The organism is Hahella sp. KA22 (genome assembly GCF_004135205.1).
Lineage (GTDB): Bacteria > Pseudomonadota > Gammaproteobacteria > Pseudomonadales > Oleiphilaceae > Hahella.
The window spans coordinates 6,227,875-6,253,529 of sequence record NZ_CP035490.1 but is presented as its reverse complement, the minus strand read 5'-3'; the positions used below and the strand labels follow the sequence as shown (position 1 = coordinate 6,253,529).

18 protein-coding genes are annotated in these 25,655 nt (G+C 56.4%); 17 read left to right on the top strand and 1 reads right to left on the bottom strand.

The features are described from left to right. Window positions 1-139 precede the first annotated feature (139 nt). A complete protein-coding gene (locus tag EUZ85_RS27645) occupies window positions 140-568 on the bottom strand; it encodes a calmodulin-binding protein (protein ID WP_206617962.1) in 429 nt (142 codons plus the stop codon). A 592-nt stretch (window positions 569-1,160) separates the two neighbouring features. On the opposite strand from EUZ85_RS27645, the gene EUZ85_RS27640 reads away from it, so the two are divergent. From EUZ85_RS27640 to EUZ85_RS27560, 17 genes are all read left to right on the top strand, one after another. After that, complete coding sequence (locus tag EUZ85_RS27640) at window positions 1,161-3,863, top strand: TonB-dependent siderophore receptor (protein WP_127973356.1); 2,703 nt, start codon at window positions 1,161-1,163, stop codon at window positions 3,861-3,863. 138 nt (window positions 3,864-4,001) lie between these two features. Next, complete coding sequence (locus tag EUZ85_RS27635; protein WP_127973355.1) at window positions 4,002-4,775, top strand: DUF3450 domain-containing protein; 774 nt, start codon at window positions 4,002-4,004, stop codon at window positions 4,773-4,775. Then, a complete protein-coding gene (locus EUZ85_RS27630) occupies window positions 4,775-6,136 on the top strand; it encodes a MotA/TolQ/ExbB proton channel family protein (RefSeq protein ID WP_127973354.1) in 1,362 nt (453 codons plus the stop codon). Before EUZ85_RS27635 ends, EUZ85_RS27630 begins: the two co-directional genes overlap by 1 nt. 14 nt (window positions 6,137-6,150) lie before the next feature. Then, on the top strand, window positions 6,151-6,678 hold the full coding sequence (locus EUZ85_RS27625; protein WP_127973353.1) for a MotA/TolQ/ExbB proton channel family protein: 528 nt from the start codon (window positions 6,151-6,153) through the stop codon (window positions 6,676-6,678). A 90-nt stretch (window positions 6,679-6,768) separates the two neighbouring features. Beyond that, on the top strand, window positions 6,769-7,173 hold the full coding sequence (locus tag EUZ85_RS27620; RefSeq protein WP_127973352.1) for a biopolymer transporter ExbD: 405 nt from the start codon (window positions 6,769-6,771) through the stop codon (window positions 7,171-7,173). An 18-nt stretch (window positions 7,174-7,191) separates the two neighbouring features. Then, entirely contained in the window at window positions 7,192-7,815 is a 624-nt protein-coding gene (locus EUZ85_RS27615; protein ID WP_206617961.1) for an energy transducer TonB, read from the top strand. A 14-nt stretch (window positions 7,816-7,829) separates the two neighbouring features. Beyond that, on the top strand, window positions 7,830-9,083 hold the full coding sequence (locus tag EUZ85_RS27610; protein WP_127973351.1) for a lipopolysaccharide assembly protein LapB: 1,254 nt from the start codon (window positions 7,830-7,832) through the stop codon (window positions 9,081-9,083). Window positions 9,084-9,175: 92 nt separating this feature from the next. After that, window positions 9,176-11,068 carry a DUF885 family protein gene (locus EUZ85_RS27605; protein ID WP_241566878.1) on the top strand — a complete coding sequence of 631 codons (1,893 nt, stop codon included), beginning with the start codon at window positions 9,176-9,178 and terminating at the stop codon, window positions 11,066-11,068. 211 nt (window positions 11,069-11,279) lie between these two features. Then, the gene (locus tag EUZ85_RS27600; protein WP_127973349.1) at window positions 11,280-13,001 is read left to right on the top strand and encodes a peptide ABC transporter substrate-binding protein; all 1,722 of its coding nucleotides are present in this window, start codon (window positions 11,280-11,282) and stop codon (window positions 12,999-13,001) included. Between the two features lie 57 nt (window positions 13,002-13,058). Then, window positions 13,059-13,979 (top strand): oligopeptide ABC transporter permease OppB, encoded by a 921-nt coding sequence (gene oppB, locus EUZ85_RS27595; protein WP_127973348.1) that lies wholly within the window; start codon window positions 13,059-13,061, stop codon window positions 13,977-13,979. A 42-nt stretch (window positions 13,980-14,021) separates the two neighbouring features. Beyond that, entirely contained in the window at window positions 14,022-14,945 is a 924-nt protein-coding gene (locus EUZ85_RS27590) for an ABC transporter permease subunit (RefSeq protein WP_127973347.1), read from the top strand. Window positions 14,946-14,955: 10 nt separating this feature from the next. Further along, the gene (locus tag EUZ85_RS27585) at window positions 14,956-15,990 is read left to right on the top strand and encodes an oligopeptide/dipeptide ABC transporter ATP-binding protein (RefSeq protein WP_127973346.1); all 1,035 of its coding nucleotides are present in this window, start codon (window positions 14,956-14,958) and stop codon (window positions 15,988-15,990) included. 55 nt (window positions 15,991-16,045) lie between these two features. Then, window positions 16,046-17,038, top strand: a complete 993-nt coding sequence (locus tag EUZ85_RS27580) for an oligopeptide/dipeptide ABC transporter ATP-binding protein (protein ID WP_127973345.1) — start codon at window positions 16,046-16,048, stop codon at window positions 17,036-17,038. A gap of 43 nt (window positions 17,039-17,081) precedes the next feature. After that, a complete protein-coding gene (locus EUZ85_RS27575; RefSeq protein ID WP_127973344.1) occupies window positions 17,082-18,242 on the top strand; it encodes an AraC family transcriptional regulator in 1,161 nt (386 codons plus the stop codon). A 159-nt stretch (window positions 18,243-18,401) separates the two neighbouring features. Continuing rightward, window positions 18,402-20,372: a methyl-accepting chemotaxis protein gene (locus EUZ85_RS27570; protein ID WP_164887382.1), complete on the top strand. Its 1,971-nt coding sequence runs from the start codon at window positions 18,402-18,404 to the stop codon at window positions 20,370-20,372. Window positions 20,373-20,789: 417 nt separating this feature from the next. Beyond that, entirely contained in the window at window positions 20,790-22,271 is a 1,482-nt protein-coding gene (locus EUZ85_RS27565; protein ID WP_127973342.1) for a glycoside hydrolase family 19 protein, read from the top strand. A gap of 29 nt (window positions 22,272-22,300) precedes the next feature. Then, the gene (locus EUZ85_RS27560) at window positions 22,301-25,441 is read left to right on the top strand and encodes a chitinase C-terminal domain-containing protein (protein WP_127973341.1); all 3,141 of its coding nucleotides are present in this window, start codon (window positions 22,301-22,303) and stop codon (window positions 25,439-25,441) included. Window positions 25,442-25,655 lie beyond the last annotated feature (214 nt).

Sequence of the window (25,655 nt, the reverse complement as noted above, 5' to 3'; positions counted from 1 at the left end):
TGCGACGTACTTTTAACTATAGCTGAATCGTGGCCGGGGCTTATTGCAGGCATGTGACGACAGGGAAATACAGGGGATAGGAAGCGTTAGCAAAGGCCCGCACCAGACTTGGGCCTTTGCATTGAATGAACGGGTCAGGTTATTCCTGAGTTGGAGAACCGACTTCTCTCACCAGCTTTGAACTCCAGGGACACCAGATATTGCCAGGGAGAAAGGCTCCACCGACTTCATTCAGGTGTTCCTGCACGTATTGCATGGAGGCGTCGCACACTTCGATCGCAAATTCGAAGAAGCTGATGGTGTCTGTGTCCAGGTGGTATTGCCATCTGGGGTTGTAAGGCGCAGGAGAGGGAGTGACATAGCCCATAACGTGATAAAAGTCTTCCTGGCCGTTAGCCAGAATATCCCGCGCCTGCTGAATTTTTGCTTTATCCGTTAATTGGATGACAAAGGTCTGCTCTGGTTCGACGTCGGTGAATTCGAAATAGGCGACGTCTGCGGAAGCGCTCGCTGCGCAGAACGCCAGTGGGGCGACCCACATTTTTCTTAAATGCTTTTTGATGGACATAAGATACTTCCTTTTAATGTAAGACTTTCCGGTGATAACGCTCGTGATTGGTTCACGGGGCGGATTCTACTGCGTTTTATACGCCTTCAGTACCGTGCTTTTCCCAATATTTATCTCAATTTCGCACCGATAATGGGCGTCGTTAGCGGCGGCGCCCCATGAAGGCGCACAGCCTTATCGCATAAGCAGATGAAAGTTTTATGACGACCTAGTGAATCGGCGATAGGGGAGTGGCTGTGAGAGGTGGTGTTTTATCTGTAATTGCAATTATTAATAAAAAACGAGTCAAAAAATGATTAATCATTTTGATTCTTTTTTGAGGTGAAAATATAAATAAAAGTCAAAATATGTTGTCACTATTTTTTTGATAAAAATGGATCGCTGATAACACCCGTTAGATAAATCTTTTAAAACATAAAAGTAAGCCGTTTAAAATTTATAAAATACGTATAAATGCTTATTCTTTTTGGTCTATATTGTGGATGATTAAAAAACGCCCAAACTGCTGAATTAATAAAAGTTCTCTGGCATAGGAATTGCCATCCGTCTTCGTCATCACTCAGGACAACATTCAACTTGGAGAAGAAGTAAAATGACGGAGAAGTCGTCCATAGCATCCTTTAAGGCTATATCACTTAATTTATCTCGCGGGGCGCTGGTTTCTGTATTAACCATGGGTGCGGCCGCCAATCTTTATGCGGAAGAACCTGTCGATGCGGATGCCTCCACCGAGGCGGAAACCGAAAGCGCGCCGGTGGAAAAACTGGAAAAGATTCGCGTCACGGGTTCACGCATTATGCGGGCGGACATGGAAGGCGCCCAATCGGTGCAGGTCATCACGCGCGAGGATATTGATCGCACGGGCGAACTGAGCATTGCGGACGTGCTGCGCTCCGCCGCCGGCAACAGCTTTGGCTCGATCTCGGAGTCCTCAGGCTCTACGGCGCAATCGCAGTCGACCATCAGCCTGCGCGGCCTGGGCGAGGGCAGAACCCTGGTGCTGATTAACGGCATTCGCGTTCCGGTTTCTCCCAGCGGCTCAGACACCGGACCCGCCGGCGCCGTCAACTTGAATGCGATTCCCGCCGCTATTGTCGAGCGTGTTGAAATCACCGCCGATGGCGCATCTGCGATTTATGGTTCCGACGCCATCGCGGGCGTCGTTAACATCATCCTGAAGGAAGATCTGGACGGCGGCATCATCTCTTATGGCAAAGGCCTGCCGAAACATGAGGGTGGGGAAGAGGAATCCTATAACCTGGCGCTGGGAACGACGACAGAGAAAGGCAACCTGCTGTTCTCCTACGAGCATGACTCCAAAGGCATCGTCAATCTGCGTGACCGTGAGTACCTGAAAGCGACCGGCTTTGGCTCCGAATTCTTCTCCGACACCAGCGGACAAAGCTACTACGGACGCAACGTACTCGACCCCGCCAACGGCTACGCCATCAAGCCGTTGGCCGGTTCCCTGGATGGAGACGGCAACTGTAAAGGCCCTTTCCATGGTCCGTATCGGGATAGCAAAACCGATCCCAGTCAGTTGGTTTGCGCCTACGACTACACTGGCGAAGCCGCCAAAACCGCCTCCTTGAGCCGTGACTCGGTGATGCTGACGGGACGTCAGGAGCTGAAGGATAATCTGGACTTTGTGGCGCGGGTTATTTTCAACCAGAACAAAAGCTTCAGCCGCTTCGCGCCGGTTGCGGACCAGTTTGAGATAGACCAGAACACCTCCGGCGGCGCTGCGTTCTTTGCGGAAAACGGGCTGGACCCGGACACTAACGGCGATGGCGTGGTGAACGGCGATGACGATCCTGCCGTTGTGCTATACCGCTTCTCACCCATCGGACCTCGTGACGATAAAGTCTCCGACACGCAGTTGGATCTGGTTTTCGGTCTGGAAGGCGAAGTGGAGACACAATTGGTGGGCGATCTGAGCTGGAACGCCAACTATCACCATAACTACGCCAACAACACCAAGACATCCACCGGTTACGTGCTCAAGCCTCTGATTCAGCCCTTGCTGGATTCCGGTAAGTTCACCGGCGGCGAGTTTGACGCGGAAAGCATCCAGAGCCTGAAATACTCGCCGTTCTCGCAAGATCAGATGACGTTTGAACAGGCGACCGCCGGTGTGTCTTTTGACCTTGGCGAAATCGGCGGCAGATCGGTTTCCTGGGCCCTGGGTACGGAATACGCGAGCTGGGATTTCTCCTCCAAAGTGGATGACCAGTCGGAAGCCGGCAACGTGCTGGGCAGCTCCGGCAACTCTTCCGCAGGGGAACGAAACATGCGCGCGTTCTACATTGAAACCGTGGCGCCGATCACCGACCAGGTGGAACTGAATCTGGCCGGACGTTATGACCGTTACAGCGATTTCGGCTCCGCCTCCACCGGTAAAGCCACCGTCCGCTATCAACCGCTGGACAATCTGACGCTGCGCGCCACCTACGGCACCGGCTTCCGGGCGCCGACCTTGAGCGACCTGTACGCGGCGGATTCATTCTCGGCGGATTACGCGGTGGACTACGTCACTTGCGGCGGCGATTGCGATGAACGCCAGTACAACGTCACCCGTTCCTCCAACGAAGATCTGAAGGCGGAGGAATCCACCTCCTTCACTGCAGGGGCCGTGTGGAACATCACTGAATCCATGGACGTTTCCGTGGATTACTACTCCATCGAAATCGAAAACGTCATCCAGTTGCTGGAGCTGCAAAACTCCATCAACCAGGAAGTCGCCACTGGCGAATCCTCACCTTACATCACCCGCTCCGATTCCGGACGCATCCTGTCCGCCGTCGCGCCCATGGTTAACTTTGGCGTGAACAAAACCGAAGGTCTCGACGTCAAGTTCAACTGGGGTGAAGACTATGGTTTCGGCGCGCTGCGTTACGACTTCTCCGGCACCTATATCCTGAGCTTCGAGAAAGACGAGTTCCCCGGCGGACCTGTGAACGACTACGTGGGCCGTTGGGAATATCCCAGCTTCCGCTTCAACACGGGCGTTGGCTACACCACGCCTAACAACGCCCATGATGTTTACCTGAACGCCGAAGTCATCGGACCGCAGTCGGATTCCGCTATAAATGAGCGCGACGGGCACGTCGACTCCAACACCGTGTGGAACGTTCACTACAGCTACAACACGCCCTGGGACGCCACCATCGCTCTGGGCGTACGTAACCTCTTCGACGAAGAGCCTTCGTTCCGCGCCGATGGCGTCACCTACTCAGAAGAGCTGTACAGCATTCAGGGACGGGTCTCCTACTTCAAGTACACCCAGACCTTTTAGTAATGGATGAGCCGGCTAAGCCGTCCGTAAGGCGGCCTGGTCGGACTACAACGGTCGTTTTCCTGTAGTCGCCCCGCTTTCGGGCGGGGTCTTTTTCAGGAGTCGACGATGATAGTTTTTGCAAGATTATTGAAACTTATGAAGATCAGATCGATTTCCAAACTGCTAATTGCAGCGCCCCTGGCGGGACTGACGCTGTCCCTGCCAGTCTATGCCGATACTCTGGGCGAGTCCGTCGCCGCGCAAACCGCCATGGTTCAGTCCTCGCAGCAATCTCAGGCGCGGGTGGACAAACTGGCGGACCAGTCCGACGAATTGTTGTCCGAGTACAAGAACGTCATCCGCCAGATCGAAGGCCTGAAAGCCTATAACGATCAGAATGAGCGCATTGTCAGCTCGCAACAGGCGGAGTTGAGCTCTCTGAATACGCAGATTTCCGCCTTGGAGCAGACGCGTACGGAAGTGGTTCCGCTCATGCTGCGCATGGTGTCGGCGCTGGAGCAGTTCGTGGAAGCGGATGTGCCCTTCCAGATGGATGAACGGCGCAAGCGGGTGGCGGATCTGCGCGCCCTGATGGATCGCGCTGATGTGTCCACGTCAGAGAAATTCCGCAAAATTCTGGAAGCTTACGAGGTGGAGAACGAATACGGTCGCACCATCGAAGCCTACAAGGCCAGCCTCGGCGAAGGCGAGCAACTGAGAACCTACGAATTCCTGCGCATCGGCCGTATCGCGTTGATGTATCAAACGCCGGATGGCGCGGAAACCGGCCACTGGAACAAAGATAAAAAACAATGGGAAGCGCTGCCGGAAACCTACCGCTCCGCCGTGTCGCAAGGGCTGAAGATCGCCAAGAAACAGGCGCCGCCCGCGTTGATTAAATTACCTGTGCTGGCTGCGAGGGCGAAGTGATGAGAATACTCAAACATTTAACTGTCTCCAGTTGCATTCTGGCGGCGGCGTTGGCGACTACCGCTGTCAAAGCCGGCACCAATGAAGACCTACAGGCGCTGTTACAGCAGATCAAGGAAGACCGGGTCACCGAGTCCAAAGAAAACAAAAGCCGCGAAGCGAAATTCAAAGCGGAGAAAGATCAGCGTCAGGCGCTGCTGGCAAAGGCTCAGGCGGAATTGAAGGCGGAGCAGGCCCGTATGGACAACCTGAAAACCGCTTACGATGACAACGAAAAACAGCTGACCGAACTGAAGGAAACCCTGGAGCAGCGTAAAGGCTCCCTGGGCGAGATGTTCGGCCTGGTGCGGCAGACCGCCAACGACACCAAAGGCGTGTTTCAGGCGTCCATGGTCACGGCGCAATACCCGGAGCGCATGGCGCTGATGAGTTCATTGGCGGAGAGCACGGCGTTGCCATCTATCGATGAGCTGGAGAAGTTCTGGATTGAGCTTTATCAGGCCATGACCGCCTCGGGAGAAGTCACCCGTTTCGACGCCACCGTGGTGTACGGCGAGGGCGATCAGGCGGAGAAAAGCGTCACCCGCATCGGCACATTCAACGCCATCGCGGACGGCAAGTACCTCAACTATTCCGCCCAGACCGGCAAATTCGAGCAGCTCTCACGGCAGCCGGAAAGCGCCATGCTGGAACTGGCGGCGGGTCTGGAAAACGCCAATGACGGTTATCAGCCGTTTTTCATTGACCCCTCACGGGGCGTGATCCTGTCGCTGCTGGTGCAGAGTCCGAGTTTGGAAGAACGCGTTCAGCAGGGCGGCGCCGTAGGCTATGTGATTCTCGCGCTGGGCGCGGTGGGTCTGCTGCTGGCGTTGTTCGGTTACCTGCGCCTCAGCTACATCCAGTCCGGCGTGAAGAAACAGCTTAAGTCCAAGGACGTGATTCGCGGCAATCCCATGGGCGACATCATGCAAACCTATCAGGATAACAAAGACGCGGATGTGGAGACGCTGGAGCTGAAACTGGATGAAGTGATCATGAAAAACGCCCCCAAACTGGAGAAGGGCGTCGGCTTCATCAAGCTGTTCGCTTCTGTTGCTCCGCTGTTAGGGCTGCTGGGAACGGTCATCGGCATGATCGCCACGTTCCAGGCCATCACCCTGTTCGGCACCGGCGATCCCAAACTGATGGCGGGCGGTATTTCCGAAGCCCTGGTCACCACCATGTTGGGGCTGATTGTGGCGGTGCCCCTGGTTTTCGCCCACACCCTCGTCAACGGCAAGAGCCGCCGTCTGATTCAGACGCTGGAAGAACAGAGCGCAGGCTTTATCGCCTTGCATAAAGAAGCGGAAGCGGCGCGCTAGCCGGAGCTGGAATTATGGTTTGGTTCATTCTTGACGAAATTGAGTCCATCAAGCGCTTTCTGGGCCTGGGCGGCGACGTGCTGATCGCCATCTTCGTCCTGACCGTGCTGTTGTGGACGCTGATTCTGGAGCGTTACTTCTTCTTCGCCATGAGCTTTCCGGCTCAGGCGAAGAGCATTTTGCTGCAATGGAGCGAACGTGTTGAGGCCGCGGCCTGGAACAATCAGCAAGTGCGCCGCGCGTTGATCTCGCAGGCGTCCATTAGCGCGCATCAGTCACTGCCCTTGATCAAGACGCTAATCGCGCTCTGTCCTTTGTTGGGACTGTTGGGAACGGTGGTGGGGATGGTGCAGGTGTTCGACGTACTCGCCGTCACCGGCACCGGCAGCCCCAGGGCGATGGCGTCCGGCATTTCCAAGGCGACGATTCCCACCATGGCGGGAATGATGGCGGCGCTGTCCGGCATTTATTTCGCCGTGCAATTGGAAAAGCGCGCCCAGAAAGTGACCCGGGAGCTGACCGACAAATTACAGCATCACTAACGCCTGCGACGAATTGACGCAGCAAACAGACGCACACGCGGATATAGACTAGAGGCGGCCCGGCGGGGAGTCGGGCCAGGGGATAGAACAATGAGAAGAAGATATGCTTCCGCGGAGTCGGAAGACACCGCCATCGACATGACGCCGATGCTCGACATCGTATTCATCATGCTGATTTTCTTTATCGTCACCACGTCGTTCATCAAGGAAGCGGGCATTGACGTTAACCGCCCCAGCGCCAATACCGCGCAGACGGTGAAAAAGGGCAACATCATGATCGCCGTCGCGGATGATGGCGCGGTGTGGATCGACAAGCGCAAGGTGGAAGTGGCCCAGGTGCGTCCCAATGTGGAGCGTCTGCGCGCGGAAAACCCGGAAGGCGCGGTGGTGATTCAGGCGGATACGGAATCCCGTTCCGGCATCGTGGTGGAAGTGATGGATCAGGTGCGGATGGCGGGGGTGCAGAACATCTCCATCGCTGCAGTGAAAAAGTAGGCCTCGTTGAAAATCGTTATGAAATTCAGATTCGCAGCAGCATTAGGCCTGGCCTTGATCACCGTACTGGGGTTGTTTCGGCTGATGGATCAGCTCATCCACAATGACGGCAAGGAACTGGCGGACAAGGACGACATCGGTATGATCGATTTCGTGCGGGTGCAGAAGGAAGACCCGGTCAAGGAACGCAAACGGGAGCTGCCGAAACCGCCGCCTCCGAAGCGTCCGCCGCCTCCGCCGGAAATGAAGACCACGCAGAGCGCCTCGCGTCCGCAGACGCCGCAACTCAAAGTGGACATGCCCCGGGTTGACGCCAACCTGGGACTGGCTCTGGGACAGATGGGGCAGGTCGGGATGGCGGCCAGTTCCGCCGGAGACAGCGGCGTCATCGGTAAAGCCACCTTCCCGCCGGACTTTCCACGGGAAGCGGCGCGCGCCGGAATAGAAGGCTGGGTGGAAGTGGAATTCACCGTCAACGCGCAAGGTCGGGTGGAAGACATCAAAGTGGTGGCGTCGGAGCCGCGCAAGATATTCGACAAAGCCGCCAAGCAGTGTATTTCCAAATGGACTTTCAAGCCCGCCATGGTGGACGGCAAGCCCGTCGCCACCCGGGCTCGACAACGTATTGACTTCACTCTTTAGGAACGGGGACGCAGATGACAACACATATCCGTTCATATTCGATGAAACAAGCAGTCCGCACGGGCGTGCTGATCTGTCTGTCCGCATGGTTGCTGACCGCCGCCGCGCTGTGTAGCGCCGAAGGCATGGAAATCTCCCCGCAAACCTACAAAAAAGTGGTGAAAGCCAGGGAGTACATTTCCGAGGAAAAATACGGCGATGCGGAAGCATTGCTGCTGGAGCAGAAAGAACGCAGCAAGCGCAAAAAATTCGACCATATCGAAGTCTTGCGTACTTTGGGCTATCTCTACGCCGCCCGCAGCCAGTATGGGAAGGCCATGCAGGTGTTCGAGGAAGCCATGAAGGTGGAGGGATTGCCGCCTGAGCTGGCGCGGGAGCTGCGCTACAACCTGGCGCAGATGTATATGGCGCAGGACTTGTTCGCGAAAGCGGCGCCGCAGCTGGAGATCTATCTGCAGGAGAGCGAGCAGGCCAAGCAGAAGCCCGGCTCCGCCGTGTATCTGGCGCTGGCCAATTGCTACTCCCAGCAGAAGCAATACGCCAAGGTGATACCGGTGGTGCGCAAGGCCATTGCAACGGAAAGCAAGGCGCAGGAATCCTGGCTGCAACTGCTGCTGGCGGCCCATTATGAACTCAAGGAATATGATCAGGCCGTCAACGTGCTCAAGGAGTTGCTGCTTGCATATCCGGAGAAAAAGCAGTATTGGAAGCAGTTGTCCGGCGTGTATATGCAACTCAAAAAGGACGCCGCGGCGGTCGCCGTTCTCGAAATGGCCTACCGACGCGATATGCTGGAGGAGGAAAAAGAGTTCGTGAATCTCGCCAACTATCTCGCCTACCAGAATGCGCCCTTACGCGCCGGCAAAATCATGGAGGACGGCATGCAACGCGGCGTGGTCGTCAGCAACGGCGACAACCTGCGTAAGCTGGCCGGCTTCTGGCGTCAGGCGCGGGAACGCAAGCGCGCCATCGACGCTTACAAAGCCGCCCTGCAACAACAAGTCACCGGGGACACCCAACTGGATCTCGCTTATCAGCTGTATGAGAACGAAGACTATCGCGCGCTGGTTGATTTGCTCAACGCGCCCGCGACAGACATGAGCGAGGAGCAGAAAGGCCGGGCGTTGTTGTTGAAAGGGCAGGCCTATTACAACCTGGAGCAGTCCCAGGAGGCGTTGGCGACGATGCGAGAAGCATCGCGCTTTGACGCCAGCGCTCCTGCCGCGAAACGCTGGATCAGCTTTCTGACCGCGGGCGCGGAGCAGTAAAGGCGGCGCGGACTCCCGGGCGATTTAAGCAACGAGCGCCCCGTCCAGGTAGTCATGGGACGGGGACTGTATGAGTGAATGGAAACCAACGGATGTATAAAGCGAAGTTAAAACTGTATTCCTGCGTGCTGCTGTCCACCTTGAGCCTGGGCGGCGGCATTGTCACTAATGCGGCCTGGGCCGCGGAGACAGGGAGCGTACCCGCGATGGCGCAGACAGAAGCGTCGGATCAACAGGCGGAAGCCTTGTTCGACCGTATTTTTAAAGGCTGGGTGTCGCGCAGCCCCACCTTCCAGTCCTATCTGGGCATCAAAACTGACTACGACAAATGGGACGACATGAGCGAAGCGTTCGCCGAGGAATCGCTGCGTATCGCCAAGGCGGATTTACAGGATCTGCTGGCGCTGGACCCCTTGCGTCTCAATTCGTCGAACCAACTGAGCTATCAGTTGATGCAACAGCAACTGGAAGCGCAGATTGAAGACTACCGCTGGCGTCACTACGACTATCCGGTAAACCAGATGTTCGGGACCCATTCCGATACGCCTTCTCTATTGATCAATCAGCACAGCATTGACGACGTGAAGGATGCAGAGGCGTATATCAGTCGACTTAACGGCATTCCCGCTCTGTTCGATCAGCTTATTGAGCAGCTGGCGTTGCGGGCGGACGAGGGTGTGATTCCGCCGCGTTTTGTCTTTCCCAAAGTGATCCAGTCCAGCCGCAACATCATCAGCGGCAAGCCCTTCGGCGGCGAGGAAGAGAGCGCCCTGCTTGCGGACTTCTCTGCGAAAGTCGCTACGACGGACATTCCCGATGCGCGTAAAAAGGCTCTGATCGCGGAAGCCAATAAAGCGCTGCTGACGTCGGTGAAGCCGGCCTACGAAAAACTGATCGCCTATCTGGCTGACCTGGAAAAGCGCGCTGACGACAAAGCCGGGGTCTGGAAATTCCCCGATGGCGATGCGTTCTACGCCAACGCGCTGCGTCGCATCACCACCACGGATATGAGTGCGGAAGAGATTCATCAGCTAGGCCTCAAGGAAGTCGCCCGTATCCATGATGAAATGCGCGCCATCATGCAGCAGGTGAAATTCAAAGGCGACCTGCAGGCGTTTTTCGCCTTCATGCGTGAGGACAAGCAGTTCTATTACCCGGAAACGGAAGAGGGCAAACAGGCGTATCTGCAGAAGGCCACAGCGCTGATCGACGATATGAAAGCCAACCTGCCCAAACTGTTCCTGACGCTGCCCAAGGCGGACCTGAAGGTCAAAGCGGTGGAGCCGTTCCGAGAGCAGGAGGCGGGCAAGGCGTTTTATGAAGCGCCAGCGCTGGAAGGGGATCGCCCGGGTCTGTATTACGCCAACCTCTACAAGATGAGCGAAATGCCCATTTATGAGATGGATGCGTTGGCCTACCACGAAGGCATTCCTGGTCACCACATGCAGATCTCCATCTCCCAGGAGCTGGATAAGCTGCCCACCTTCCGCAAGTTTGGCGACTACACCGCCTACATCGAAGGCTGGGGACTGTACTCTGAACTGCTGCCGAAAGAGATGGGGTTCTACAAAGATCCCTATGCGGATTTTGGACGTTTGTCCATGGAACTGTGGCGCGCCTGCCGTCTGGTTGTCGACACTGGCATTCACGCCAAGCACTGGACGCGGGAGCAGGCGATCGACTATCTGGCGGAGAATACGCCTAACGCCCGCGGCGACGTGGTCCGGTCCATTGAGCGTTACATTGTCATGCCCGGGCAGGCCACTGCGTACAAGATCGGCATGCTTAAATTCCAGTCGCTAAGACAAAAAGCCAAGCAGGAATTAGGTGAGAAATTCGACATTCGCGAGTACCATGATATTGTATTGCGTGACGGAGCCGTTCCGTTAAATGTTTTGGATGGACTGGTGACCGATTGGATCGATCACAAAAAAAGGGATGTTCTCGCCAAAGAAAAAGATGCGCTTCAGGACGGGAAGTCATGAAGTCTCTGAATCTGTTTTTCTTCTTGTTGAAAACATTCACACGACATATCTGAGTCATCGTCCGTTCAGGAGCGGTTATACGTAAGCTTTCCGGCCACTCGCCGTTGGTTCCCCTGTGAGAGCAGGGGGCTGACGGCATAGTGCGTGGCGATGCGCGATGCAGCTAACCGTTCAGGAACAAAATAAATAGCTAAGGAGTTTGCGAGTATCTATGAAAACATTACACCTGTTTGCCGGCGCGACCATGTTGGCCGCTGCCTTTACCTTGTCAGGATGCGGCGGTTCCGGTGATGAACCGGTTTCCGTCGCGCCAAAAGCGGAAGCCGCCCAAGTCAGTCAGATGGAGACAAAGTCGGGGGCGAAGCAATCTGGGAGCGCAACAACGCGAATGCACCCGACGACAGGAGAGCCGTTGTCCGCGGAGCAGGTGCTGGTAAGGGGTAATGGTTCGGAGCCCGGCTCCATAGATCCTCAACTGGTGGATGACAGTGTCGGCGGCGCCGTCGTTAATGATTTGTTCGAAGGCTTGACCAGCAGTGGTCCCAACGGCCAGTTGCTGCCCGGAGTGGCGGAGAGCTGGAGCGCCAGCGAAGACTTCAAAACCTGGACCTTCAAGCTGCGCCACAACGCCAAATGGAGTGACGGCGAACCCGTCACCGCCAATGATTTTGTCTATTCCTGGAGACGCGCGGTTAATCCTGAAGTCGGCTCCAACTACGCTTACTACATGGAAGTCGCCGGCGTCGCCAACAGCACCGCCATCGTCAACGGCGAAAAACCGCTTACCGATCTGGGCGTGAAAGCGCTGGATGATTACACCCTGCAGGTGTCTCTGGAAGTGCCGGTGACCTATCTGCCCATCATGGTGTCCCACTACACCACTTTCCCTTCGCCACAGAGAGCCGTGGAAAAATACAAAGGCGACTGGACCAAGCCTGGCAACATCGTCTCCAACGGCGCCTACAAGCTGAAAGAATGGAGTGTCGGCGAAAAAATGGTCGCCGTACGCAATGAACACTACTGGGGCAATGAGAACACCATCATCAATGAAGTGGTGTACCTGCCCATCGACGACACCGTCGCCGAAATGCAGCGCTTTGAAGCCGGTGAGATGCACCACACCAACACGGTGCCGGTTTCCCAGATGGAGCGCATCAAGCAAGACATGAACGATGAGCTGATCTCCGTGCCAAAACTGGCGACTTACATGTATCAGTTCAATCTGCAGGAAAAACCCTTCGACGACGTGCGCGTACGTAAAGCGCTGAGCTATGCGATCGACCGCGACATCATCGTCAAATACATCACCAAAGGCGGGCAGACTCCCGCTTACAGCATCACCCCTCCAGAAGTGAACGGCTTCCATTATGTCGCGCCTGAAATCAGCAAAATGACCCAGGCGGAAAGAGACGCTGAAGCGGTTCGTCTGCTCAACGAAGCCGGCTATAACAAGGACAACCCCCTGGTGTTCGATCTGGTGTATAACACCAGCGAAGGCCACAAATCCATCGCCGTCGCCATCAGCCAGATGTGGAAGGAAAAACTGGGCGCCATCGTGACGCCGACCAACATGGAATGGAAAACCTTCCTGACCGAAAAAGCCGCCGGTAACTTCAAAGTGGCCCGCTACGGCTGGAACGGCGACTATAACGAAGCCTCCACCTTTCTGACCTTGATGTTGTCCAACAGCGGCAACAATGATGGCAAGTGGAGCAATGCAGAATTCGACAAACTGCTTGCAGACGCGCGCAACTCCACAGATCCTGCGCCTTTCTATGAGAAAGCGGAGCAGATCCTCAGCGAAGAAATGCCTGTGGCGCCCATCTACTTCTACCGCGGCCTGCGTATGGTCAGCCCTCAGCTCGGCGGATACGCCACTAATAATCCTCTGGACATCGCTTACGCCAAAGATATGTACATCAAGGCGCAATAAGTCAGTTTTAGCCGCCTGCGCACGCAGGCGGCTCTACTCTAGTGGGAAAATAAAAACATGCTGAGCTTCATCATCAGAAGATTGTTGGTGGCGATTCCTACGCTGCTGATACTCGTCACTATTTCATTTACGTTGATGCACGCCGCGCCCGGCGGACCTTTCACCAATGAACGCAAGGTCCCGGAAGCAGTGATGAAAAACATCGAAGCCAAATACCATTTAGACCAGCCACTGTGGAAACAGTATCTCTATTATCTTGGCGATCTGGCGCAAGGAGATTTGGGGCCTTCCTTCAAATACAAAGACCATACGGTCAATGAACTGATTTCATCGAGCTTTCCCAGATCCGCCTACATTGGGGTGCTCTCTTTCGTAATTGTCGTGTTTCTCGGCATCGGCATTGGGGTAGTGGCGGCGCTCAATCAGAACCGATGGCCTGACTACGCGGGAATGACCTTCGCCATGTCTGGAGTCATGCTGCCCAACTTCGTGCTGGCGCCGTTGTGCGTCATGATCTTTGCGGTGTACCTGAAATGGCTGCCCGCCGGCGGCTGGGAAGGCGGGCGCATCGAGTATCTGATTCTGCCTATCGTCGCCATGGCCACATCCTATGTGGCGCAGGTCGCCAGGATCACTCGCGGCAGCATGATCGAAACTATCAACAGCACCTTTATCCAGCGCGCCCGCGCCAAAGGGCTGCCGCGCAGTCATATTATTTTGCGACACGCCCTCAAGCCCGCGATGATTCCGGTCATTTCCTATTTAGGGCCGGCGTTCGTTGGCATCGTCACTGGCTCGGTGGTGGTCGATAAAGTGTTCTCCACTGGCGGCATTGGCCAGCACTTCGTCAACGGCGCGATTAATCGCGACTATTCCCTGATTCTCGGCGTCACCATTCTGGTGGGCGCGTTGACCATTTTCTTCAACGCGTTAGTGGACATCCTCTACACCGTGCTCGACCCGCGCATCCGCTACTGATAGCGGCGAACCTAGCGAATCGGATAACAAGGAATACGAATCATGCTGTTGATGGGCAAAGACAAAGGCGTGGCGGCGATGGCCGCCAACATGGGTAAATACAAAGGCCGCAGCCTGTGGGCGGACGCGGCCAGACGCTTCGCGCGCAACAAGGCGGCGTTGATCAGCCTGGGCGTGCTGGCGCTGCTGCTGGCGTTCTCTCTTTTGGGGCACTATGCCTCAGATTGGAGCAACGAAACCATTGATTGGGGGCGCCTGAGCAATATCTACGAACAAGGGCAGCCCAATTTGGAAAGCGGGCACTACTTCGGCCTCGATCATGTGGGGCGCGATCTGTATCAACGAGCAGTGCAGGGCAGCCGGATCTCATTGATGATCGGCGTGCTCGGCGCGTTTGTGGCGGTGGTCATCGGGGCCCTGTACGGCGCGGTATCCGGGTTTGTCGGCGGTAAAGTCGACAGCCTGATGATGCGGCTGGTGGACGTGCTCAGCGCGTTTCCGTTTATGTTCCTGGTCATCGTGTTGATGGCGATTTTCGGGCGCAATGTGCTGTTGATGTTCGTCGCCATCGGGGCGGTGAGCTGGCTGAACATGGCCCGTATCGTGCGCGGTCAGACCCTGAGTTTGAAGCGTAAGGAATTTATTGAGGCTGCGTTCACCGTTGGGGTGCATCCCATGGTGATTATCCTGCGACATGTCATTCCCAACCTGCTGGGCGTGGTTATCGTTTACGCCGCGCTGCTGGTGCCGGAAATGATCATGTTCGAATCATTCATTTCCTTCCTCGGCCTGGGCGTCTCCGAGCCGCAGACCTCCTGGGGCGCATTGATTTCTGAGGGCGCCGACAACATGCGCAGCACCCCCTGGATGCTGGCGTTTCCCATGACGCTGCTGATCGCCACGCTGTTCTGCTTTAACTTCATCGGCGATGGGTTGCGCGACGCATTGGATCCCAAGGGTAATTGAGGCGAAGGTTATGACATTGTTGCAAGTAGAAAATCTAAGCGTGTCCTTCAGCACTCCCGAAGGATCGGTCAAGGCGGTCAGCGGACTGAGCTACAGCGTCGAAAAAGGCGCAACCCTGGGCATTGTGGGGGAGTCCGGCTCCGGCAAAAGCCAGAGCGTGTTCGCCATTCTCGGGCTGCTGGCCAGCAACGCCCATGTGTCCGGCAGCATCAAATTCAATGGACGTGAACTGATTGGCCTGAGCGAGCAGGAGCTGAATCGCATCCGCTCGAAAGAAATCGGCATTATCTTTCAGGACCCGATGACTTCGCTGAACCCCTTTATGCGGGTCAGCGATCAGCTGACTGAAGTGCTGATGCACCATAAAGGGATGTCGAAAAAGGACGCGCTCAATGAAGCCATCCGTATGCTGGACGCCGTGCGCATCCCGCAGGCGCGGGAGCGGGTGAACATGTATCCCCATGAGTTTTCCGGGGGCATGCGGCAACGGGTGATGATCGCCATGTCGCTGCTGTGTAATCCGCAGATGCTGATCGCGGACGAACCGACCACGGCGTTGGACGTGACAGTTCAGGCCCAGATTATGCATCTAATGAGAGAGCTGCAGCGGGAACTCAGCATTTCGATCGTTCTAATCACTCATGACCTGGGCATTGTCGCCGGCGCCTGTGATCACACCATGATCATGTATGGCGGGCGTATGATGGAATACGGCTCTACTTTGGATATTTTCAAAACGCCGTCCCACCCCTATACCCAGGGACTGTTGAAAGCGATTCCCAGACCGGATGACGAGAGCGATGAGCTCTACTCCATTCCCGGCAATCCACCGAATCTGCTGAATCCGCCGACGGGATGCCCGTTTGCGGAGCGTTGCTGCGAGGCGAGCGAGCAGTGCGAGGCGCGCGTCCCTGCGCTGGAGGCGTTGTCCGGGTCGCGTTTGCGGGCCTGTCATAAGCCCTGGACGCCGCCGCACAGAAAAGAGCCGCCCGCCGCCGGCGCGCGTCTGGAGCTGGAGGCCGGCGTGCGCGGAGATGTGTTATGAAGAAGTTGCAATATAAGAACAAAGGTAATGCCGACATGATGATAGGAGCCGCCCAATGAGCAGCGCCAACCCGATATTGAGAGTTCAGGATCTCTGCGTTCGCTTCGATTTGCCGCGCGGCGGCGTCTGGCCTTGGCGGGGAGAGGCGTTGCAGCTGAAAGCGGTGAACCACATCAGTTTCGACCTGTATCCAGGGGAAATTCTCGGCATAGTAGGGGAGTCCGGCTGCGGCAAGTCCACCCTTGCGCGTGCGATTCTCGGCATGCTGCAGAACGTGCAGGGCAAAGTGGTGTGGCAGGGAGAGGACATGCTCGGACTCTCGCCTTCGCAGTTGCGCAAGCGGCGCCAGAAACTGCAAATGGTGTTTCAGGACCCCATCGCCTCGCTGTCGCCGCGCATGACTGTGGGGGAGATCATCGCCGAACCGTTGAAGACCCATTATCCAGAGATGTCTTCCGCGGAGCGGGAGGCGAAAGTAGTCAGCATCATGGAGACGGTCGGTCTGCACGCCAATCAGGTCAACCGTTATCCCCATGAGTTCTCTGGCGGACAATGTCAGCGTGTGGGCATCGCCCGCGCCCTGGTGCTGGAGCCGGACCTGATCATCTGCGACGAGCCGGTGTCCGCCCTGGACGTATCCATTCAGGCGCAGATCGTCAATCTGCTGAAAAAGCTGCAGCGGGAGCTGGGCCTGTCGCTGATTTTCATCGCCCATGACCTTAACCTGGTGAAGTACATCAGCGACCGGGTCATGGTGTTGTATCTGGGACATGTTATGGAAGTGGCGAACAGTCGCGATCTGTATCGGGAGCCGCTGCATCCTTACAGCAAAGCGTTGATCTCCGCGGTGCCGATTCCAGATCCGGAACTGGAGCGCGGCAAGGACGTACTGTTGCTGGAAGGGGATTTACCGTCGCCCATCAATCCCCCGCTGGGATGCCCCTTCGTCACCCGTTGCCCCATGGCGACGCAGGTCTGTGAAGAGACCAAACCGGAACTGCGTGAGGTAGCGGACGGCCAACGCCGCGTCGCCTGCCATCACGCGTGATCATAAGGACGTAATCGATTTTAGTTGTAGTAAGGAAGTGTCTATGTCGTTCGTAAAACAGGGTGTTGAGCCATCTATTCACTGTAGCTTCGTATTCTCATATCTCGCTTATTTACGAGAGAGCCGGCTTGATGAGCAGGCGTTGGTGGACGCGGTGAAGGGGTTAAGGGAGTTGTTGGACGAACGTTGCTGGGTTCCCGCGCGCATGCTCAACGAGCTGACCGCACGGGCGCTGTCGGAAACCCGCGATCCCTATATGGGGTTGAGGTTCGGGGCGGAAATCGACGCCTCGACCTATTCCATTCTGGGCTATATCGTCAGCTCAGCGCCTTCCGTAGAGGAGGCGTTGTCCGTGCTGCGCAAGGCGCAACGGGCGGTCAGCTCCATCGGAGAGTTGCAACTGGTGGTGGAGGAAGACGCCGTCACCTGCGTATTCAAAGACAACTGGCCGCGCAAACTCATGCTGGATCATCTGGTGGAGGCGTTTATCAGTTGCTGGAAAGCGCTGGGCAGCCGCATCTCCGGCATCAAGGCGCGAGCAACACTGGTCACCTTCAAGCATGCGCCCGTTGGCGATCCGGTGCAGTATGAAAAAGAGCTGGGCTGCCGGGTGAGCTTTCACAGCCCGGTGGATTCGGTGCGCTTTTCCCTGGAAGGCGCCAATCGCGACACCCTCTGCGTGGGTGACAGGCTTGTCTTCGAAGCGCTGAAAGAGCGTCTGCTGAAAATGCTTGGGCCGGGCTCCCGCAATGTCTCTGCGCAGGTTAACCGAGTGCTGGCGAATCTACCGGGAGAACTGTTTCCCAGTATGGAAATGGTGGCGTCGCGACTGGGCATGGAGCCGATTGAGCTGGGCAAACAACTGAAAAGCGAGCACGCCAGTTTCCGCATGTTGTTGGACCGCCGCAAGTTCATGCAAACCCTGGCGCTGATGCAAACCACAAAACTCGACCTCGCCGCGATTGCTGTGCAGGTCGGCTTCTCTGAGCAAAGCGCCTTGAGTCGCGCATTTCAACGCTGGACCGGCATGCCCCCGGCGCAATACCGGGAGATGTTGCAACGACAGGAACGCTGGTTGCGGCGTCAGCGCGGAGATTCTTCTCTGGGCTCGCTATCGCCGGAGCTGTCCTGGGCGCCTGCGCTGAACAACCGTAATCTGCCCACGCCGCGATCGTTTGTTCCCGAAGAAGCGTTCTCCCGCTGATCCAGACTGTGTAATCTCACCGCGCAGAACATTCTGCATGCTTCGTCTTTGGGGCAAATTGGGCGGATAGTCTATTGTTTAAGACGTTGCGGACGCATTAAGCGTCCGCGCGTCAGACTATTGGTCTTGATGGATATCCCCCAGCAGACGGAGTGGCTCATGAAGCTCAATTTCTTTCAGAAGCTTGTTTTACTGGTGGCGCCCGCCGCCGCCTGTCTCTTGATACTGGCCTATGTGATTATTTCCGAGTCTCTGCGCGAATACCGGCAAGCGGATGACCTTACCTACATGGTGGCGCTGGCGGGGAAAAGCAGTTATCTGACCCACGAACTGCAAAAAGAGCGCGGCGCCAGCGCCGGGTATCTGGGGTCGGGAGGCAAGTCATTCGGCGACACCCTCAAAGAACAGCGCACTTTGACCGATCAGCGCCGATCTGAATTATCCGACTTCCTGAAAATGCACCGCCACATGATCGTCAGGCCGCAACTGCTGGAACTGATGAAAACCGTGGATGATTTGTTAGCGCAAATGCCGCAGATTCGGCAACGGGTGGACAGTCTGAATATTCCCGCCGCCGAAGCCATTGGCTTTTACACCAAGGCAAACGCATTGCTGCTGTCCTCTGCGGCCACGGTCGCCGATGACGCGGTGACGCCCCAAATCAGCTCGGCGCTGATGGCTTACTATAACTTTCTACAGGGCAAGGAACGGGCGGGAATCGAACGCGCCGTGCTCAGCAATACCTTCGCCGCAGGAAAGTTCGCGCCTGGAAATTATGAGAAGTTCATTAGGCTGATCAGCGAGCAGAATGCCTATCTGGAAACCTTCGATCAATTCGCCCAACCCGAGCAAGTTGAATATCGTAAGCGCACCTTACAGGGAGGCGCGGTGGAACAGGTAGAGAAGTATCGCCGTTTCGCCCTGAGCGGTGAGTTGCAGCAGGATGCGGCGGACTGGTTCAAGCAGTCCACTGGTCGTATTAACCTGCTGAAAAACATTGAAGAAAAACTGACGAATGACGTCCTGGCGCTGGCGGAAAAGGTGAAGAACGATGACTTGAAGTTATTGTGGTGGCATTGCACGCTGACTCTGATTTCTCTGGCCATCGTCGGGGGCATGGCCGCCTTTCTGACTTATGGTGTGCACAAGCAGGTGAGCAGCTTGATGGAGACCATGCGCGCGGTGTCCATTCGCAAGGATCTGCGCAGTCGGGCGAAGATTCTGGCGGGAGATGAGCTGGGGGAAATCGCCAGCTTGTTGAACGACATGCTGGATAACTTCCGCGACGCGGTGCACCGGATTTCCGCCTGCAGCGGGCAATTGGCGTCGGTGGCGGAAGAGAGCGCCGTCACAGTGGCGACGACGGCGGACAGTCTGAGTACGCAGAAGCAGGATACGCTCATTGTCGCCTCCGCTATTGAGGAAATGAGCGCTTCTATCAAAGAGGTCGCGGAGAACACATCCAGCGCCTCTAGCGCGGCCGGCTCCGCGGATACGTTGGTGAGCAAAGCCAATCAGCTGAACTCGGAGGCGGCGACGACTATTGATACTGTCGCGGCGCAGGTCGGTGAGGCGTCGGCCAGCATTCGTAGTCTGCGCGATAGCAGCGAGCGCATTTTCCAGGTGGTGGACGTCATCAAAAGTATTGCGGAACAAACCAACCTGTTGGCGCTCAACGCCGCTATTGAGGCCGCGCGCGCGGGCGAACAGGGACGGGGGTTCGCCGTGGTGGCGGATGAAGTGCGCTCTCTGGCGCAACGCACTCAGAGTTCAACCACGGAAATTGAAGACATGATCCGCGCTTTCCAGGACGAGAGCGGCCGGGCGGTGTTGAAAGTGGAGGCAAGCAAGGACTCCGTCAGCAAGAGCGTGGTGGGCGCTGGTGAAGTGCGTAAGGTGTTGAACGACGTTCTGGAGGCGATTCATGATATCAACCAGCGCGCGTTGCAGATCGCGGCGGCGGTGGAGCAGCAGGCGCAGGCCAGCGGCGATATCGCCGCCAAGATGCAGTCGATTGGCGAAAAATCCCAGGTTGCTGCGGAAGCCGGGGATCAAATCTCCGCCGCCGCCGGCGAGCAAAGTCGTCTGGCGGATGAACTTAAAACCCTTTCCACCGCGTTTCAGGTGTGATTGTTCAGAATAAAAAAGCATAAGGGGTCTGGCCTCTTATGCCTGTCGCTTTGTTTTTCCTTTCTGTTCCACTCAATTAAATAACGCTTGCCCTAAGCGAAAATCAAATAAAACAAACTGTTGCGTATTGCCTTTCAGTCTTGGCGGCCACTCACTTCATCCGCCAAATAGCATAGAAAAAATACCTTTCTGGATGATACCAATTCGTGTACTAATATATACCATTGAGATACCAATAATAAGTAATCTCATGTGGTAGGTAGGTCCATTGATATAAGTGGTACGGTATAGGCGGTCCAATATAGCCCTAACGAGGCGTACAAGGCGCAGCCCAGTAAACCGGCTCGGGCCGCTTATTACAAAAATCCAATAAGGAGTCCCGTAAACGCCGGGACGTTTTGCCTCAAGGAAATAACTATGCGTACTCAATTCAGATTCGGAATGGGGATATTAGCCTCTGTATTCTGTCTATCCAGCGCAGTGGTCATGGCTGCTGTGCCGGAATGGAAAAACAACGCTGTTTATCAGGGCGGCGATCAAGCGCACACCGCCAATACGATTTTTCAGGCCCGCTACTGGACGCAGGGAGATGATCCCACCGCCTCAGGAGAGTGGGGCCCCTGGAAGCAAGTAGGACTTTGCGACGCCTCCTGCAGTGGTGGCGACAGCCCCGGCGATGGCGGCGATAATCCGGGAGATGGCGACGACAGCGCCAGCGATTTGCCGCAACCGCTGCCGGGCGGCGGCTACAGCATGAAAGCGTCTGCTCTGGACGCCGCGGAAGCAGGCCTCACCGATACGCCCCAGTTCAACAAAGTCAAAGACTCCGTCAAAACCCTGGATAACGCTCAAGTCGAAGCGATTGTTCCCGGCGCCGCTTCTAATCCGGCGAACGTCAAGCGCGTGGAGAGCATCATGTCTTCCACACAGTTCGAAGAGACCTTCCCGCAGCGTCATGAGTCCTACACCTACACCCGCTTTCTGAGGGCGGTCGGCAAGTTCAAAGGATTCTGCTCCACCTATGATGACGGCCGCGACAGCGACGCTATCTGCCGTAAATCCCTGGCGACCATGTTCGCTCACTTCACTCAGGAAACTGGCGGCCATGATGGTAATTCCTCTATTCCACAGTGGCGTCAGGGTCTGGTGTTCGTCAGAGAAGCCGGATGCGACGCGAATAACTCGGGGTGCGGTTACAACGCGGAATGCAGTCCGGACACCTGGCAGGGCAAAACCTGGCCTTGCGGGAAGGACGCCAGCGGCGACTATCTGAAATATTTCGGCCGTGGCGCCAAGCAGCTCAGTTATAACTACAACTATGGCCCCTTTTCCCAGGCCATGTACGGCGATGTGAGAGTGTTGTTGAACGATCCTGAAAAAGTCGCAGACACTTGGCTCAACCTGGCCTCCGCCGTGTTCTTCTTTGTGTATCCGGCGTCTCCGAAACCCAGCATGTTGCACGTGGTGGATGGAACCTGGACGCCTAACGCTCACGATGCGCAACTGGGCATCAAACCCGGCTTCGGCGCCACCACCAATATCATCAATGGCGGCATCGAATGCGGTCATGGCTATGAGAAGCCGCAATCCGTCAATCGCATCGACTATTACCGCAACCACGCCCAGGCGCTCAACGTCGCCATCGGCGCCAACGAAGAGTTGGGATGTAAAGATCAGAAAAGCTTCGACACCCAAGGCTCCGGCGCATTGCAGGTGTACTGGGATCAGGATTGGGGTTACTACCCGGACATGCCCGAAGGCAAATCTTTCGCCTGCAAGCTGGTCGGCTATCAGACCCCGTACTTCGCGCTGGCGCAAGGCGACTATCGCAGCTGCGTGGAGAACTTTTTCGACGTCACCGTCGTGACTGATGAAAAACAACAAACAGCGGGACAATGAAGCCCGCGACCGCAAAAGGACTATAAATTATGAAAATGAAATTGCTGACCGCCACCTTGATTGCTGCGGGAGCCCTCAGCCAATCGGCGTTCGCCTATGATTGCGCGGGCCTTTCCGACTGGGACAGCGGCGCCGTATATAACGGCGGCGCGAAAGTGAAGCACAAAAACAGCGCCTATCAGGCGGCCTACTGGTCGCAGGGCGCTGATCCTGAAACCCATTCCGGCGACTGGCAGGAGTGGAAGCCTTTGGGGCAATGCGATGATGGCGGTCCTGTCGACAACAAACCGCCCAGCGTGACGCTGACAGCGCCTAAGTCCGGCTCTGAATACGCCGTCGGCGACACTGTCGTGCTATCCGCAGACGCGTCCGATGAGGACGGCTCCGTCGCCAAAGTAACCTTTATGGTGGACGACAAAGTGGTCGGCGAAGACGACAGCGCGCCTTATTCCGTTGAGTGGAAGGCGGAGCTGGGCGCCCACACTGTCAGCGCCGCCGCTGTGGATGACGATAATGCGGACGCGACGACCGGCAAGGCCAGCATTAAAGTCACCGACGGTGATACGCCACCGGATAATCAAGCGCCTACGGCCAGCGTCACCTCACCCAAAGCGGGTGAAGAATTCAATGTGGACGACAACGTCAATATCAGCGTTGACGCCGCGGATGCGGACGGCTCTGTGAGCAAGGTGGAGTTCTATGTGGACAACGCCCTGATCGGCGAGGACGACGCTGCGCCTTACGAAATGGCTTGGAAAGCCAAGGCCGGCGGCCATAGCATCGCCGCCAAGGCGATAGACGATAAGGGGCTGAGCGGCATGGCGCCGGCGGTCGCCATCAAAGTGAACGGCGGAACCGATCCCGGCGGTGAAGACTGCCGTCCTGAAGGTCTGTATCAGACTCCCGGCGTCGATGTGCCCTACTGCAGCATCTATGACGAGAATGGCCGCGAAAAAATGGGCGCGGATCATCCCCGTCGCATCATCGGCTACTTCACGTCCTGGCGCACTGGTAAGAATGGCGCGCCGTCCTATCTGGCCAGCGATATTCCCTGGGAGAAGCTGACCCACATTAACTACGCCTTTGCTCATGTAGACGGAAACAACAAGATCTCCGTGGGCAATGTGAATAATCCGGACAACCCCGCCACCGGTCTCACTTGGGATGGCGTGGAAGGCGCGGAAATGGACCCGAGCTATTCCTATAAGGGCCATTTCAACCTGCTGAACAAGTTCAAGAAGCAGTATCCCAACGTGAAGACCCTGATCTCCGTTGGCGGCTGGGCGGAAACCGGCGGCTATTTCGACGATGACGGCAAGCGCGTCGACAGCGGCGGCTTCTACACCATGACCACCAATGCGGATAACAGCATCAACCAGCAGGGCATCAACACCTTCGCCGATTCGGTGGTGGCGTTCCTGCGTTCTTATGGCTTTGACGGGGTGGATATCGACTATGAATATCCCACCAGCATGAATGACGCCGGCAACCCGGATGATTTCGCCATCGCCAACGCCCGTCGCGCTGGTTTGATGGCCTCTTACGTGGAACTGATGAAAACTCTGCGTGAGAAGCTGGACGCCGCCTCAGCGGAAGACGGCAAGCACTACATGCTGACCATCGCTTCGCCTTCTTCAGGATATCTGCTGCGGGGCATGGAAGTGATGCAGATCACGCCGTATCTGGACTACGTCAACATCATGTCTTACGACCTGCACGGCGCCTGGAACCAGTTCGTTGGTCCCAACGCGGCCTTGTATGACACCGGCGAAGACGTGGAGTTGAAAGCCTGGAACTACTACAACACCTCTCAGTATCAGCGCATTGGTTATCTGAATACCGACTGGGCCTACAAGTATTTCCGTGGAACCATGCAGGCGGGGCGCATCAATATCGGCGTGCCTTATTACACCCGCGGCTGGCAGGGCGTGAACGGCGGCGACAACGGTCTGTGGGGCACGGCTTCCGCGCCGGATCAGAACAACTGTCCTCCCGGCACCGGCTCTGGCGATAAGAATGACTGCGGCCATGGCGCCGTGGGCATCGACAACATCTGGCATGACCTGGATAAACAGGGCAATGAGATGGGCGCCGGCTCCAACCCGCTGTGGCACGCCAAGAACCTGGCGGAAGGCGTGGCGGGCAGTTACATCGCGGACTACGGCCTTGATCCGGCCAATGATCCTACCGATGTGCTGACCGGTTCCTACAGTCGCCACTATGATTCGACCGCAGTGGCGCCTTGGTTGTGGAATGCTGAAAAACGCGTGTTCCTGTCCATCGAAGATGAAGAGTCTATTGGCGTTAAAGCCAAGTATGTCGCGGATAACGGCATTGGCGGCGTTATGTTCTGGGAACTGGCTGGCGACTACGACTGGAACGCGGACAAGGGTGAGTACTTCATGGGCGACACCCTGACTACGCAGTTCTATGACGCGTTCAAAAACGCGACGCCATACGGTGATCAGGTCGGCTCCGACGTGCCGGCGACCAGTCTGGACATCAAGTACAGCATCAGCGGCTTCAAACTGGGCGATCAGAACTATCCGATCAATCCCAAACTGAAGATCACCAACAACTCGGGTCAGACCATCCCTGGTGGAGCCACCTTTGAGTTCAACGTGCCTACGGCGATCCCTGACACTATCAGCGATCAGAGCGGCGTCGGTCTGAAAGTCATCGCCAGCGGCGCTAACAGCTCCGGCAACAACATCGGCGGTCTGGACAACGATCACCACAAGGTGGCGTTCACCCTGAAAAACTATCAGGCCCTGGCGGACGGCGAGAGCATGGACATCACGCTCAACTATCAGCTGCCCATGTCGACGCCTTCCAGCTGGAGAGTGAAAATCGGCGGCGCCACCTTCGCTCTGAAACAAGAGCACCCGGAACTGCCCGCAGGCTCTCTGGATGGCGGCGATAATGGCGACGGTGGAGACAACGGTGGCGATGATGGCGGTAACGACGGCGGCTCCTGCGCCGACGCCAACGTCGATCCCAGCAAAGTGAACGTCTATCCCAACTGGACCCAGAGCGACTGGCAAGGCAATCCCACCCATGCCGGCTCCGGCGACCTGATGTCCCACAACAAGGTCGTCTACCGCGCAGGCTGGTGGACCCAATCCACCCCAGGCAGCGACGGCAGCTGGACCCTGGTGTGCCGCTTCTAAACTAAACCCACCCAGTCCGCCCCTTTAACCGGGGGCGGACTCAGTACCATCCCGCCTTGTAGCTTAACGGCTTTTCCTTTTGAACCAGTTATTGGCGCTAATAGCTGGTGCGATTCCAAGTCAGTCTTCTGAGACTTATGGTTATCTTTTTCTGACAATTTGGTAGCTTTAGTGATCAGAAAGTTTCTTTGCTATATTCTTTTGTGGTTCCTAT

Excerpts from the sequence above, each read along its gene's own strand:
- EUZ85_RS27605 (WP_241566878.1), top strand. The coding sequence starts at position 9,176 with ATGTATAAAGCGAAGTTAAAACTGTATTCCTGCGTGCTGCTGTCCACC.
- EUZ85_RS27645 (WP_206617962.1), bottom strand. The coding sequence starts at position 568 with ATGTCCATCAAAAAGCATTTAAGAAAAATGTGGGTCGCCCCACTGGCG.
- EUZ85_RS27620 (WP_127973352.1), top strand. The coding sequence starts at position 6,769 with ATGAGAAGAAGATATGCTTCCGCGGAGTCGGAAGACACCGCCATCGAC.
- EUZ85_RS27625 (WP_127973353.1), top strand. The coding sequence starts at position 6,151 with ATGGTTTGGTTCATTCTTGACGAAATTGAGTCCATCAAGCGCTTTCTG.
- EUZ85_RS27575 (WP_127973344.1), top strand. The coding sequence starts at position 17,082 with ATGTCGTTCGTAAAACAGGGTGTTGAGCCATCTATTCACTGTAGCTTC.
- EUZ85_RS27565 (WP_127973342.1), top strand. The coding sequence starts at position 20,790 with ATGCGTACTCAATTCAGATTCGGAATGGGGATATTAGCCTCTGTATTC.
- EUZ85_RS27640 (WP_127973356.1), top strand. The coding sequence starts at position 1,161 with ATGACGGAGAAGTCGTCCATAGCATCCTTTAAGGCTATATCACTTAAT.
- oppB (WP_127973348.1), top strand. The coding sequence starts at position 13,059 with ATGCTGAGCTTCATCATCAGAAGATTGTTGGTGGCGATTCCTACGCTG.
- EUZ85_RS27615 (WP_206617961.1), top strand. The coding sequence starts at position 7,192 with ATGAAATTCAGATTCGCAGCAGCATTAGGCCTGGCCTTGATCACCGTA.
- EUZ85_RS27590 (WP_127973347.1), top strand. The coding sequence starts at position 14,022 with ATGCTGTTGATGGGCAAAGACAAAGGCGTGGCGGCGATGGCCGCCAAC.
- EUZ85_RS27610 (WP_127973351.1), top strand. The coding sequence starts at position 7,830 with ATGACAACACATATCCGTTCATATTCGATGAAACAAGCAGTCCGCACG.
- EUZ85_RS27570 (WP_164887382.1), top strand. The coding sequence starts at position 18,402 with ATGAAGCTCAATTTCTTTCAGAAGCTTGTTTTACTGGTGGCGCCCGCC.
- EUZ85_RS27585 (WP_127973346.1), top strand. The coding sequence starts at position 14,956 with ATGACATTGTTGCAAGTAGAAAATCTAAGCGTGTCCTTCAGCACTCCC.
- EUZ85_RS27580 (WP_127973345.1), top strand. The coding sequence starts at position 16,046 with ATGAGCAGCGCCAACCCGATATTGAGAGTTCAGGATCTCTGCGTTCGC.
- EUZ85_RS27630 (WP_127973354.1), top strand. The coding sequence starts at position 4,775 with ATGAGAATACTCAAACATTTAACTGTCTCCAGTTGCATTCTGGCGGCG.
- EUZ85_RS27600 (WP_127973349.1), top strand. The coding sequence starts at position 11,280 with ATGAAAACATTACACCTGTTTGCCGGCGCGACCATGTTGGCCGCTGCC.
- EUZ85_RS27560 (WP_127973341.1), top strand. The coding sequence starts at position 22,301 with ATGAAAATGAAATTGCTGACCGCCACCTTGATTGCTGCGGGAGCCCTC.
- EUZ85_RS27635 (WP_127973355.1), top strand. The coding sequence starts at position 4,002 with ATGAAGATCAGATCGATTTCCAAACTGCTAATTGCAGCGCCCCTGGCG.